Genomic DNA, 12,523 nt, shown 5'->3' with positions numbered 1-12,523 from the left:
GATATTCAGCCATGTCAAACCACAATATTGCACTTCAATTTGAAGATGGCGTAACACGTTTTATTTCAGTGACCCAAGGTGAGTCATTGTCCGATGCAGCTTATCGTCAGAAAATTAACATTCCACTGGACTGTCGTGATGGTGCGTGTGGAACCTGCCGTGCATGGTGTGAGTCAGGAAGTTATGACATGCCTGAAGAAACCTATATTGAAGATGCCTTAACACCAGAAGAAGCTGCACAAGGTTATATTTTAGCCTGCCAATGTCGTCCTACCTCAGATGCGATATTCCAAATACAAGCCTCTTCGGATGTATGTAAAACAGCAATACATCAATATCAAGGGACATTGGCTCGCATTGAAAATGTCTCTGAATCTACCATTAGCTTTGATATCCAGCTGGATGAGGATCAACCTGAAATCAATTTCCTTGCTGGTCAATATGTTAATGTGGGCATTCCAGAAACAACAATAACACGCTCTTATTCTTTTAGCTCAAAACCCGGTAATCGCCTAACAAACTTTGTGGTCCGCAATGTCACTAACGGAAAAATGAGCCATTTTTTAAGCCAAGATGCCAAAGTAGGTGACAAAATAAGTTTTACTGGACCATTTGGTAGTTTCTATTTACGTCAGGTTATTCGCCCAGTCCTGATGCTTGCAGGTGGTACAGGAATTGCGCCATTTATGTCTATGTTACAAGTTTTGGCTGAAAAAGGATCAATACATCCTATACGTCTGATCTTTGGTGTGACCCATGATTTTGATTTGGTCGCAATCGAACAACTCGACCAATTACAACAACAACTGCCATGGTTTGAATATCGTACTGTGGTCGCTCATCCGGACTCAACACATCCACGTAAAGGCTATGTGACAGGTCACATTGAACAAGATTGGTTAAATGCAGGAGATGTCGATATTTATCTTTGTGGACCAGTTGCAATGGTTGATGCTGTACGTGGCTGGTTAAATACTGAAGGTGTACAGCCTGCCAACTTCCTGTTTGAGAAATTCTCAGCCAACTAATGCAGAGTAAAATAGATGTCTAATCGTCAAAGATTTTTAAACAAAGTCGTTATTGTTACAGGTGCGGCACAAGGTATCGGTCAGGGCGTTGCATTACAGGTCGCCCGCGAAGGTGCACAAGTGGTATTAGCAGATATATCTGACTATGTTCAAGAAACATTAGCAGAAATTGAGGCCTGTGAAGGTGATGCCATTGTGGTCAAAGCCGACCTCGAAAGCTATGCGGGTGCACAAGCAGTCGTTGAACAAGCGATGATGCACTATGGTCGTGTTGATGTTCTGATTAATAATGTCGGTGGCGCCATTTGGATGAAACCATTTGAACAATTCACTGAGGCTGAAATCATTAAAGAAGTGAATCGCTCTTTATTTCCAACGCTCTGGTGCTGTCATGCGGTCTTGCCCGAAATGATTAAAAATCAGCATGGTAGTATTGTCAATGTCTCATCGATTGCTACGCGTGGGATTAATCGTGTGCCTTATTCTGCCGCCAAAGGTGGGGTTAATGGCCTTACTGCGGCTTTGGCTTTTGAACATGCCAAACATGGTATTCGTGTCAATGCTATTGCGACAGGAGGAACAGAAGCCCCGCCACGTAAGGTACCACGCAATGCAAATCCATTATCTGAACATGAAAAACAATGGATGCAACAAGTCGTTGATCAAACCATTGAGCGTACTTTTTTAGGCCGCTATGGCACAATTCAAGAACAAGTCAATGCCATTGTATTTTTAGCTTCAGATGAAGCATCGTATATGACCGGTACTATTGTTCCTGTCGGTGGTGGAGATCAAGGTTAATCCAAATTTATCCTGTCATCATGATCTGACAGGATCATGGACTGCATGGAGGCATAGCAATGACAACGCTTAACAGCTTGAAAAAAGACTGGTCAATTTCGGCCACAGTGGCCGGATTTTTAGCGGTACTGATTTCTTATTCAGGTCCTTTAATTATTTTTTTTCAAGCAGCGCAGCAAGCACAGGTTTCCAACGCCATGATGATTTCATGGATCTGGGGAATTTCAATTGGTGCGGCCGTTGCTGGCATTTTCTTATCGATTAAATATAAAGTCCCCGTAATCACAGCATGGTCTGCACCAGGAACTGCTTTATTAGTGACACTATTTCCAGATATTTCACTCCATGAAGCTGTTGCAGCCTATATCACAACTGCAGTGGTTATTTTTATCATTGGTATTACGGGCTATTTTGATAAATTATTGAAATGGATTCCTCAAGATATTGCTGCAGGAATGATGGCGGGTATTTTATTCCAATTTGGTTTAGCACTATTTACGGCAACAGATACCATGCCCATCATTGTCTTTAGTATGTTGCTGGTCTTTTTATGTGCCAAACGTTTAACACCACGTTATAGCATGGTTTGGGTGCTTATTTCAGGTGTGGCGCTTAGCTTGTTTTTAGGCAAAATGAATCCTGTCGAATTTAATTTTGCTTTAGCTGTTCCACAATTTATTCAACCTGAATGGACTTGGAATTCGACATTAAATCTAGCACTGCCATTAATTTTAGTCAGTTTGACCGGACAATTTTTACCGGGTATGGCCATTATGAGACTCAGTGGCTATGACACAGCGGCAAAACCGATTATCACTGCCACGAGTCTTGCTTCTCTTGCTGTTGCCTGTGTCGGTGGGATTACCATTGTTTTAGCATCAATTACTGCTGCATTATGCATGGGCAAAGATGCACATGAATTAAAAGAGAAGCGCTATATTGCAGGTATTGCCAACGGTATTTTCTATATTTTAGGTGGATTATTTGCAGGCAGTATTGTCATGCTATTTAGTCTACTCCCCAAAGAGCTGATTGCTGCATTAGCAGGTTTAGCCTTATTGGGTGCAATTGCCAGCAATATTTCAATTGCCATGAAAAATGAAGCATATCGTGATGCTGCACTGATTACCTTTTTAGCCACTGCTTCAGGCATGCATTTTTTAGGATTAAGTTCGGTATTTTGGGGAATTTGTATTGGTGTAATTGCACACCTATTATTAAGTAAAACACCCGTTGATAGCCCAAAATAACTCATTTATTTCAACCATTACAACAGGACAGTAATACTATCCTGTTGTAAATCATAAATTTATTTTAAAGATTGAGCACGTGCATGATGAAGTTTTTTATAACTGTCAATTAAGCGTAAATGACGATCTAATCCTTCTAACTGCATATTGGTTTCCGTTAAACCATAGAAACGTACACTGCCTTGCAATGATCCGATTACTGCATCCATACGTTCATCACCAAACATACGGCGGAAATTATATTGGTAATCTTCCAGTTGCATTTCATCATCTAGATAAACTTCTAACACCACATTCATACATTGATAGAATAAACCACGCTCTACGGTATTGGTGTTATATTGCAAGAAGGCCTCTACTAAATCTTTGGCCTCTTCAAATTGTTGCAATGCCAAATAAATTAATAATTTTAACTCTAAAATGGTCAGCTGTCCCCAAACCGTATTATCATCAAACTCAATACCAATTAATGTTGTAATATCAGTATAGTCATCAACTTCTACTTCTTCTAAACGTTCAACCAACGCTTCAAGTTGAGTCTGATCTAAACGGTGTAAGTTGAGAATATCTTCACGAAACTGTAAAGCACGATTGGTATTGTCCCAGATTAAATCTTCTACCAAATAAACTTCAGAATAATCGGGTACTAAAATACGGCATGCCGTTGCGCCTAAATGTTGATATACCGCCATATAAACGTCTTTACCCATATCTTGCAAAATTGCAAATAAAGCACTGGCTTCATCAGCATTCGATGCTTGACCATGTTGCGTAAAGTCCCATTCAACAAAATCATAATCCGCTTGGCTACTAAAGAAACGCCAAGATACTACACCACTTGAATCAATAAAATGTTCAACAAAGTTATTGGGTTCAGTGACCGCGTTCGAATTAAACGTCGGTTTAGGTAAATCATTTAGACCTTCAAAGCTACGTCCTTGCAATAGTTCAGTCAGGCTACGCTCTAATGCCACCTCGAAATTTGGATGTGCACCAAATGAGGCAAATACTCCACCTGTACGAGGATTCATCAAAGTCACACACATGACTGGAAATTGGCCGCCCAATGATGCATCTTTTACCAAAACTGGAAAACCTTGCGCTTCTAGAGCCTGAATACCTGCAACAATTTTCGGATACTTTGCCAATACCTGCTCAGGTACATCAGGAAGTGTCATTTCACCTTCTAGGATTTCACGTTTTACTGCACGTTCAAAAATTTCAGATAAACATTGGACTTGTGCTTCAGCTAAGGTATTGCCTGCACTCATACCATTACTTAAATATAAATTTTCGATCAGATTTGAAGGAAAATAGACTGTTTCGCCATCAGATTGACGGATAAAGGGCAATGAGCAAATACCACGTTGTATATTTCCTGAGTTGGTATCATATAAATGTGTACCTAATAATTCTTGTTCAGGATCATAAATTTCACGAGTATATGAATCTAAAATTTCGCTGGGTAATTCACCATTTGGTCCAGGCTGGAACCATTTTTCATCAGGATAATGGACGAATTCAGCTTGCGCAATATCCTGCCCCCAAAACTGGTCATTATAAAAGAAATTACAGTTAAGGCGTTCAATAAATTCACCCAGTGCAGAAGCGAGTGCACTTTCTTTGCTTGAGCCTTTACCATTGGTAAAACACATTGGCGACTGTGCATCACGAATATGCAATGACCATACATTGGGTACAATATTGCGCCATGATGCGATTTCAATTTTCATCCCCAAACGCGCTAAAATTGCCGACATATTGGCAATGGTTTCTTCTAAAGGCAGATCTTTACCTGCAATACGTGTACCTTCACCTTCAGTAAGACTTGGCATCAGTAAAGCTTGTGCATCGGCATCAATACTTTCAACTTCTTCGATCACAAATTCTGGACCAGTTTGAATGACCTTTTTAACGGTACAACGATCAATAGATCGTAAAATACCTTGACGATCTTTTTCTGAAATATCTGCAGGTAGTTCGACTTGAATTTTAAAAATTTGTTTATAACGATTTTCAGGATCAACAATATTATTTTGTGAGAGACGAATATGATCGGTTGGAATATCGCGCGCTGCACAATACACTTTAACAAAATATGCAGCACACAAGGCAGAAGATGCCAGAAAATAATCGAATGGTCCCGGTGCAGAACCATCACCTTTATAACGAATCGGTTGATCCGCAATCACCGTAAAATCATCAAACTTGGCTTCTTGTCGAAGATTATCCAGATAATTAACTTTAATTTCCATGCTCTCGCCTCACCCTATTTATGTCGATTGGATCATGATCCTGATTATTTACACATAAATTTTTAAACTATTGACCTCTAAGCCGAATCACACAGAAGAAATTGACTTACCCAAGGCCAAATATTATAAAGTGATTTAAGATAATTGCGAACTGTTCAGCATTTTTTTGCGTTGCTTAAAATACAATCATGCGGTAAGTGACTTCACGCTAATCTTTAATACCGCTCAATAGTTAGCGCTCAATAGCTATCGTAGATTTTATTCACCTCATACCAATATGGTTATTTTAAGTCTATTTTATCTATCAGTTACTGTGACTTCTTGCTGAAGCCAGTCCCTAAATGCAATTAACTTAGCAAGTGATTGGCACTCCTCACGATAGACAATATAGTATGCCAATAGCGACGAACAGCTTAAATCAGGATAGAGTTTAATTAATCGACCTGCTTTTAAATCATCATCAGCCATTACACTACGTGCAAGTGCAATACCTTGACCATCAATTGCAGCCTGTAAAACTGCAGCAGAGTTATTGATTTTAAGCCCTCTGTGGATATGTTGTCGTGTGATGTGATGAGCATGCAGCCACTTATCCCAAGATGTAAAATCTGCATGCTGATCCATTGATAGGTCATGAATTAATGGCAGCTTGAGTAAATATAATGGTGTACGTAATTGCATTTCATGCTGTTGATAGAATGCTGGCGAACAAACAGGAAAAATTTCTTCATCCATTAATTTTTCTGCAACCAGACCGGGCCAGATACCACGGCCATATCTAACACCAATATCTATACCATTTTCTATAAAATCGACTGTTTTAAGATTGGTATCTAAACGCACATCGGTCTCTGGATAACAGGCTTGAAATTTATCAATTCTGGGCAATAACCATTTCGCAGCAAAAGCAGGACTCACCGTTACCGTTAAAATACCTAAAGCACTGCCTTTTTTAAGCTTTTCTAGACCTAAGCTGAGTTGATCAAAACCAGCACGTATATCAGGTAAAGCAGATCGTGCTACTTCTGTCGCAATAAGCCGATTTTTTCCACTAGATTGACGATAAAAAAGGCGAACAGCCAAATAATCTTCTAATCCTCTCACCAATTGACCTACAGCAGCTGGGGTCACATTTAGCTCTTGCGCTGCTGCAGAAAAACTCTGATGTCTTGCACTGGCTTCAAAAGCTTTTAATGCATTTAAAAACGTCGGGCCATTCATATATAACATAGTTTTTCTTTCAATATTGACAAGATTATCTCATTTGTAAACCGATCTTTCTACACCTAGAATCGCGCTATAGCTTATTAATACTAGGGATTGAAATTAGCCTTCGCATATACGTATCAATCTATAATGCATAGATTTTCTTTAAGGGTTGTCATCATTACTGGTCATGCTGGTTTAGATATTAATAAACAGATGACCATTGGTCTTATACACAAAATAGATGGTGATGTTATGGCAAGATACTCAACCTATCTCTGGTTTATGAATTGAATACTCAATGCGATGAAATTAAAAGCTGTATCTAAGATCCATATTGATCAAGTTGCTGAATGACTGAAATAAATGTAGAGAAATAAAATGCAAAATTGGCATGAATATCGTACATCTTTGTTTAAATATATCGATGACTATGCAACTTTAGCTCCTCATCATATACGTGGCTTAACAGCAATGAATGCTGGAACAGCAAAGCTAGGAAAACTTGATGCAAAAACACATGAATTGATTGCTTTAGCTGTTGCTGTGACCACACGTTGTGACGGCTGTATTGCGGTACATGCTCAAAAAGCAATTGAACTCGGTATCAGCCGTGAGGAAATTGCTGAAGCCCTATCCGTGGCGATTAATCTGAATGCTGGTGCTGCACTAACCTATTCTGCACGTGTTTTAGAGGCCGTAGCTTCACAGCAAAATACTTAATCATTTTTTAAATTGACTGAGCTATAGTTTGGAAAATATGGCCGTTTTAATTTTAAGGACTACTTGATGCGGATACATGCCGACTTTTCACAAATGGTGATGATGAAACCAGAAAACTATCGCTGGGTAAAATCTTTGCGCGGCGAAGTAGACAGAGTGATGTTGGACCGTATAGGCAATGAATATGCACGTGCAACTAGCCTGGTTCAATATCCAGCTAAATCCACTTTTCCAATACATCGACATCCACTCGGTGAAGAAATTTTGGTACTTTCAGGTACATTTACTGAAAATAATCAGGATCATTATCCAGAAGGCTGGTATCTACGCAATCCTCATAATTCTCTACATCAAGCTTCGAGTGAACATGGCACTTTGCTTTTCGTTAAGCTGATGCAAATGAGCGAACAAGAGCAGAACCAAACGCGCATCAATACCAATGATCCTTTAAATTGGATCAGCCTAGGCAATAGCATGCGATGTCCTTTATATCAATCTGAGTTTGAGATGACCTATCTAGAGAAACTCGAACCTAATCAAAAATTTAAAAACCTGTCTAATCATGGCATAGAGCTACTGATTCTAAAGGGAGAATTAAATCAGGGGCGTGAAATTTTTCCTGTAGGTACATGGATTCGTTTACCACCTCAACAACATGCCAGCTTTCAAGTCGGTCACTTAGGTGCCACACTTTATATCAAGACAGGGCATCTTAGTTACGCCCAACAGCAATGGCTCGATCAAAAATGATTGCATGTTAGCTACAGTCATCGATGACATTTAAGATCAATGATAGGGCTGTTGATTTATTACAGCCTATCGATATTGAGCATAATCTACGACTTGCAACATAAGCGTAATTATGTGATCAAAAGTCTATTTAGGCGATTGAATGGACACGCTATTGCACACGACTTAAGTTCATTAAGCTGTCACTGGGTCGTTAATTCAACGGTATACCCAGATTCTAAAAAAATGGTATTTTGTCGAGAATTTGACATACTGATTTTTTAGAATTTAGCTATAAATCATTAAAATGGATTAAACGGCCGATTTTAATATCCAATACAGGCAAAATGTTAATTGCCTAAAAGGACGAATTTATCAAGGTTTCCTATGTTTGAAAATAATATGCATCGTCAAGTTCTGATCTTGGCAAGTTCACAGTCCCTTTTTCAAACTGTTTCAGTCATGGTGATGACCATTGGTGGCTTGGCTGGCGCAAATATTGCCGATACGCCGCTACTGGCTACATTACCAATTGCAGCCATGTTTCTTGGTACTGCAACCATGATGTTTCCTGCATCTATTCTAATGGCACATATGGGTAGAAGAAAAGGCTTTATTGCTGGGGCATTATTGGGCGTAACTGGTGGACTAATTGCAGCACTAGGCGTGATATATAGTTCACTTATGCTTTTGGCTGTCGGAACTTTCTGTGTAGGCGCTTACCAATCATTTGCTCAGTTTTATCGCTTTGCAGCGAGTGAAGTTGCTGATGATGCTTTTCGTTCACGCGCAATTTCTTTTGTTATGGCAGGCGGTGTTGTCGCAGCAATTCTCGGTCCTACACTGGCACGTTTTGGTGGTCCTTTATTTAATCATCTGGAATATGTCGGTTCATTCTTAATCATTAGCGTAGTATCACTGCTTGCTATGGGAATTTTATCAGGCTTGAGAATTCCAAATGAAACTCAATTAAAAACAAATTTTAGTGCTGGTCGACCATGGTATCAAATCGTATCTCAACCAACATATTTCGTGGCCTTATTCGGTGCGATTACTGGATATGGCATCATGATTTTAGGTATGACAGCGACACCAATCGCGATGAGTCAGTCTCAACATGGACTTAGCGCAATTACCATGGTGATCCAATTACATGTATTAGGCATGTTTTTACCGTCCTTTATTACAGGTCATTTAATTGCTCGCTTTGGTACAATTAAAATTATGCTCATCGGATTGATACTATTTTTGTGTTATATCTTGATGAGTTTATCGGGTTTTTACTTTTCCTCTTTTGCAATTTCATTAATCCTATTGGGAATAGGATGGAATTTCTTATTTATTGGCAGTACATCTTTATTAACCGTTAGTTATACTGTGGAAGAAAAATCTAAAGCTCAAGCCATCAATGATATGACCGTGTTTATTATTGGACTGATCTGTTCTTTTAGTGCTGGCGCCTTACTGGATATATTTGGATGGAAAGCGATGAATTTAGCATTGCTGCCATGGTTAGCCATTGCTGCACTGTCTTTGATTTGGTTAAATATTAAGCACAAGAACGTACAACTTAAAATTTAATCGTAAATATCATGCTGTGACATTATGTTTTAATCTCATGGCATGATCAATAATGTGATATCCATGAGCTCAACTTGAGCGTCACTGAAACTAGATACTTATTTTTCAATATTTAAACCATGCTGAATCAAGTTACTATACTCATATGGTGCATCTTCTGCGGGATAACGTAAATTTTTGACACCATAAATCTGTGCAATACTCCATATAATACTTTCACCAGCAGGTAATAGATTCGGTTGAATATGATAAATCGTATCTTGATAAGCTGTATCACTATCAATGAATTGCCAACCATCTTTCTGAAAAGAATAAATTATATCCTCTAACCAAGCCGCATTAATTGCTCTGACATGCAGTAACAATACATGTTTTGGCGATCGCCCTAATGTTTGTAAGGCTAAATGATCATAATATTTTGCCCGGTCAAGTAGATGAAAAATATAGGCCCGTTTTAACTTTTCCAAGCGAGCTTGATCATTTTCTTGCTGATATTTTAAAAATAACTGGTTGTAATACCAATCACTTGCATCAATACTTACTGCACCGGATTGATAATGATGCGTACTCAGCCACGTTCTTACTCCTTGTCTTTTTTCTAACGTATTTCCCTCTTTAAGAAATGGAAAACGATAGCGTGGTACAAATCCTTCTAATGCAGAAAACACCTGATGAGCGTGTTGCATATCGTTTAAATAATCAGATAAATTTACTTCATTTTTATTTAGATTGAGATGTAGATTGCCATGATTACCAATACGATGCCCTTGTTTACCCCATTCTGAAATTAAATTTAATCCTTCCGTGCTACCAATTTTACTTATACTCGGATAAATAATTGCATGAATTTTATTTTGTTTTAAGGTTTGTAAAATGGTGTGGTTAACATGCTGCGCTGCTGGATAAGTCAATGGATCTAAACCATCATCAAAACTTAATGCTAAGCTTTTTGCCAGTGCAACATCTGATAAACATAGACACAGACCTAACAGCATTTTTTGCAACATATCGTAATCCTATGATTTGATATCGCATATAATCAGAATAACAACTGAATAACGAACGCGTATACTGATGATTGCCGTCAAATCAATTTTGGGCTCCCATCTCAATATCACGCTATAAAAAATTTCAAAAATAATAAGCAAACAAACCGATATAAATGATTGATGATTCTATAACATCACCTGACTCAGGTAGCAAACCTATTGTGCTCAACCATGATGAACCATACTTATAATCGTTAAACTCCCCCATCAATACGTTTAGTTAGGATCGGAATTGAAATCCTATCAATGCCGATCTCCTCATCACCATATCAGTACTAACTATTTTTCTTAATTGAATAGTCATCTAAATTAAAATCTTGATAAGTCAATCTTTCACTTGAATCTTCTTGCAAGGGTTGCACTTCTTCAAAATGATGTAAACAACGCTGGGTTAATTGAATATATTGTTCAGTACCATGACGTTTCCAATCTCGCTCTTTTTGCTCTAATGGACGAATAATACGCGCAGGACTACCCAAGAGTAATACATTTTCTGGAATTTTGGCTTTGGCTTTCACTGTACTATTGGCGCCAACAATACTATAAGCACCAATTTCAGCCTCATCCAAAATTACGCTATTCATGCCGACAAGTACATGTTCACCAATGATACAGCCATGTAAAATGGCGCTATGGCCAATATGACCATAACGTTCAACCAAGGTAATACTTTGGCCAAAGCCATGAATTACACACGAATCTTGTACATTGGCATTTTCTTTAATATGAATTCGACCAAAATCTGCTCTTAATGATGCAAAAGGACCAATATAAACACCCGCTTCAATGATCACATCACCTATTAATACAGCTGTTGGATGTACATACGCAAGCGGACTGACAACAGGGATTACCCCATCAATGGCATAACATGGCATTTCATTTCCTTGAAATTTTCTAGGTTAATCTTAATATTACAAGTTATTCAATCATGTAATGATTCTAGTTTTAAACCACCAAAACGTTTATAAAACTGTGGATGTACTGGTGGCATAGATCCTTCTGCTGTACGTGCAAATTCAATAAAAAATTCATCAGCAGCGCTAAAGACCTGTTGGTATAGATTATTACTTAAGTTTCGCGCAATTAAAGCCAGCCAATTTGAGGGCAACAACTCAAATGGTAAATTTGGATCTTTGAGTAAAATTCTACGATATTGATGAATCAATAAAATACGAATCTGGAACGCTTGGCTTGGGCTACAATCATCACTTTGCTGAATCAGGTTAAAAAATTCACGGAAGTCACCAATAAATTTCTCATAGCGTTGATGTAATTCAGACACAGGCCAATTGATTTCAACCATACGCTTAATGGTTGGGAATGATTCTTGCCAAAACTGTAACGTCTCTGCCCTAAAAATGACCACCTGATCGGTCATTTTTAAATTGAGTAATAAGGTCTGCAATTTGGCCTGATCACAGCCGGGATAAGCCATGACATTGGTGGCAATATTGGCAAAACCAAGCCACTCTAATTCTTTTTTTAAAATTATTTTATTTTCTAACTCGACTGAACTTAATAATACTAAGTCCCACTTTTTATCCCATTCATGATGTTGGAAACTATATATTTTTTGATCCGCAGTCATAAATCGCTGACGACTACTTTCAGTGATACGATAATAGCTGGTCCGGCCAATTTTTTCTGAAATCAGCCAACCATTTTGCACCAAACGGAATACGGCTGTACGTACTGAACGCTCATTAAAACCAAAAACTTCCATTAATTGAATCAGGCTGGCAAGACTGATAATCCCGCCACGATGAAAAATACTGTCACCAAAAATGGTCATCACCAATGAGGTCCCACTCAAGGCCTCATGTTGAATAAAATCATCAATCGCTTGTTTTAGTTTTAGATTCATTACGCTTCAATTTACCTGATAAAAATTGGATGAT

The 12,523-nt window shown here is 38.4% G+C and carries 11 protein-coding genes; 6 read left to right on the top strand and 5 right to left on the bottom strand.

All coding sequences use genetic code 11. The annotated features are described in order from the left end of the window. The first annotated feature begins 11 nt into the window (after window positions 1–11). From benC to benE, 3 genes are read left to right on the top strand one after another with little or no spacing between them, the layout of a single operon-like run. Window positions 12–1,028 (top strand): benzoate 1,2-dioxygenase electron transfer component BenC, encoded by a 1,017-nt coding sequence (gene benC, locus QSG86_RS10105; protein WP_317031368.1) that lies wholly within the window; start codon window positions 12–14, stop codon window positions 1,026–1,028. Window positions 1,029–1,043: 15 nt separating this feature from the next. Further along, on the top strand, window positions 1,044–1,829 hold the full coding sequence (locus tag QSG86_RS10100) for a 1,6-dihydroxycyclohexa-2,4-diene-1-carboxylate dehydrogenase (RefSeq protein WP_317031367.1): 786 nt from the start codon (window positions 1,044–1,046) through the stop codon (window positions 1,827–1,829). Between the two features lie 59 nt (window positions 1,830–1,888). Next, the gene (gene benE / locus QSG86_RS10095) at window positions 1,889–3,079 is read left to right on the top strand and encodes a benzoate/H(+) symporter BenE (protein WP_317031366.1); all 1,191 of its coding nucleotides are present in this window, start codon (window positions 1,889–1,891) and stop codon (window positions 3,077–3,079) included. 59 nt (window positions 3,080–3,138) lie between these two features. On the opposite strand, the gene QSG86_RS10090 is transcribed toward benE, so the two are convergent. Then, a complete protein-coding gene (locus tag QSG86_RS10090) occupies window positions 3,139–5,334 on the bottom strand; it encodes an OsmC domain/YcaO domain-containing protein (protein WP_317031365.1) in 2,196 nt (731 codons plus the stop codon). Window positions 5,335–5,631: 297 nt separating this feature from the next. Beyond that, window positions 5,632–6,555, bottom strand: a complete 924-nt coding sequence (gene gcvA / locus QSG86_RS10085) for a transcriptional regulator GcvA (protein WP_317032550.1) — start codon at window positions 6,553–6,555, stop codon at window positions 5,632–5,634. 366 nt (window positions 6,556–6,921) lie between these two features. Between gcvA and QSG86_RS10080 the strand changes: the two genes are divergently transcribed. From QSG86_RS10080 to QSG86_RS10070, 3 genes are all read left to right on the top strand, one after another. Next, the gene (locus QSG86_RS10080) at window positions 6,922–7,263 is read left to right on the top strand and encodes a carboxymuconolactone decarboxylase family protein (RefSeq protein ID WP_317031364.1); all 342 of its coding nucleotides are present in this window, start codon (window positions 6,922–6,924) and stop codon (window positions 7,261–7,263) included. A gap of 66 nt (window positions 7,264–7,329) precedes the next feature. Then, window positions 7,330–8,013, top strand: a complete 684-nt coding sequence (locus QSG86_RS10075) for a cupin domain-containing protein (RefSeq protein WP_317031363.1) — start codon at window positions 7,330–7,332, stop codon at window positions 8,011–8,013. A 366-nt stretch (window positions 8,014–8,379) separates the two neighbouring features. Then, window positions 8,380–9,573 carry an MFS transporter gene (locus QSG86_RS10070; RefSeq protein WP_317031362.1) on the top strand — a complete coding sequence of 398 codons (1,194 nt, stop codon included), beginning with the start codon at window positions 8,380–8,382 and terminating at the stop codon, window positions 9,571–9,573. Window positions 9,574–9,671: 98 nt separating this feature from the next. Here QSG86_RS10070 and QSG86_RS10065 read toward each other — a convergent pair whose 3' ends face one another. From QSG86_RS10065 to paaX, 3 genes are all read right to left on the bottom strand, one after another. Continuing rightward, a complete protein-coding gene (locus QSG86_RS10065) occupies window positions 9,672–10,580 on the bottom strand; it encodes a polysaccharide deacetylase family protein (protein WP_317031361.1) in 909 nt (302 codons plus the stop codon). A 317-nt stretch (window positions 10,581–10,897) separates the two neighbouring features. Beyond that, window positions 10,898–11,500 (bottom strand): gamma carbonic anhydrase family protein, encoded by a 603-nt coding sequence (locus QSG86_RS10060; RefSeq protein WP_317031360.1) that lies wholly within the window; start codon window positions 11,498–11,500, stop codon window positions 10,898–10,900. Between the two features lie 47 nt (window positions 11,501–11,547). Further along, window positions 11,548–12,489, bottom strand: a complete 942-nt coding sequence (paaX, locus tag QSG86_RS10055) for a phenylacetic acid degradation operon negative regulatory protein PaaX (RefSeq protein WP_317031359.1) — start codon at window positions 12,487–12,489, stop codon at window positions 11,548–11,550. Between the last annotated feature and the right edge of the window lie 34 nt (window positions 12,490–12,523).

The organism is Acinetobacter sp. SAAs474, from assembly GCF_032823475.1.
Lineage (GTDB): Bacteria > Pseudomonadota > Gammaproteobacteria > Pseudomonadales > Moraxellaceae > Acinetobacter.
This window is presented reverse-complemented; position numbering and strand designations above follow the sequence as displayed.

What these genes read in the sequence shown, in the direction of transcription:
- QSG86_RS10065 (WP_317031361.1), bottom strand. Translation starts at nt 10,580, where the DNA reads ATGTTGCAAAAAATGCTGTTAGGTCTGTGTCTATGTTTATCAGATGTT.
- QSG86_RS10100 (WP_317031367.1), top strand. Translation starts at nt 1,044, where the DNA reads ATGTCTAATCGTCAAAGATTTTTAAACAAAGTCGTTATTGTTACAGGT.
- QSG86_RS10060 (WP_317031360.1), bottom strand. Translation starts at nt 11,500, where the DNA reads ATGCCATGTTATGCCATTGATGGGGTAATCCCTGTTGTCAGTCCGCTT.
- QSG86_RS10090 (WP_317031365.1), bottom strand. Translation starts at nt 5,334, where the DNA reads ATGGAAATTAAAGTTAATTATCTGGATAATCTTCGACAAGAAGCCAAG.
- QSG86_RS10070 (WP_317031362.1), top strand. Translation starts at nt 8,380, where the DNA reads ATGTTTGAAAATAATATGCATCGTCAAGTTCTGATCTTGGCAAGTTCA.
- paaX (WP_317031359.1), bottom strand. Translation starts at nt 12,489, where the DNA reads ATGAATCTAAAACTAAAACAAGCGATTGATGATTTTATTCAACATGAG.
- QSG86_RS10075 (WP_317031363.1), top strand. Translation starts at nt 7,330, where the DNA reads ATGCGGATACATGCCGACTTTTCACAAATGGTGATGATGAAACCAGAA.
- benE (WP_317031366.1), top strand. Translation starts at nt 1,889, where the DNA reads ATGACAACGCTTAACAGCTTGAAAAAAGACTGGTCAATTTCGGCCACA.
- benC (WP_317031368.1), top strand. Translation starts at nt 12, where the DNA reads ATGTCAAACCACAATATTGCACTTCAATTTGAAGATGGCGTAACACGT.
- QSG86_RS10080 (WP_317031364.1), top strand. Translation starts at nt 6,922, where the DNA reads ATGCAAAATTGGCATGAATATCGTACATCTTTGTTTAAATATATCGAT.
- gcvA (WP_317032550.1), bottom strand. Translation starts at nt 6,555, where the DNA reads ATGAATGGCCCGACGTTTTTAAATGCATTAAAAGCTTTTGAAGCCAGT.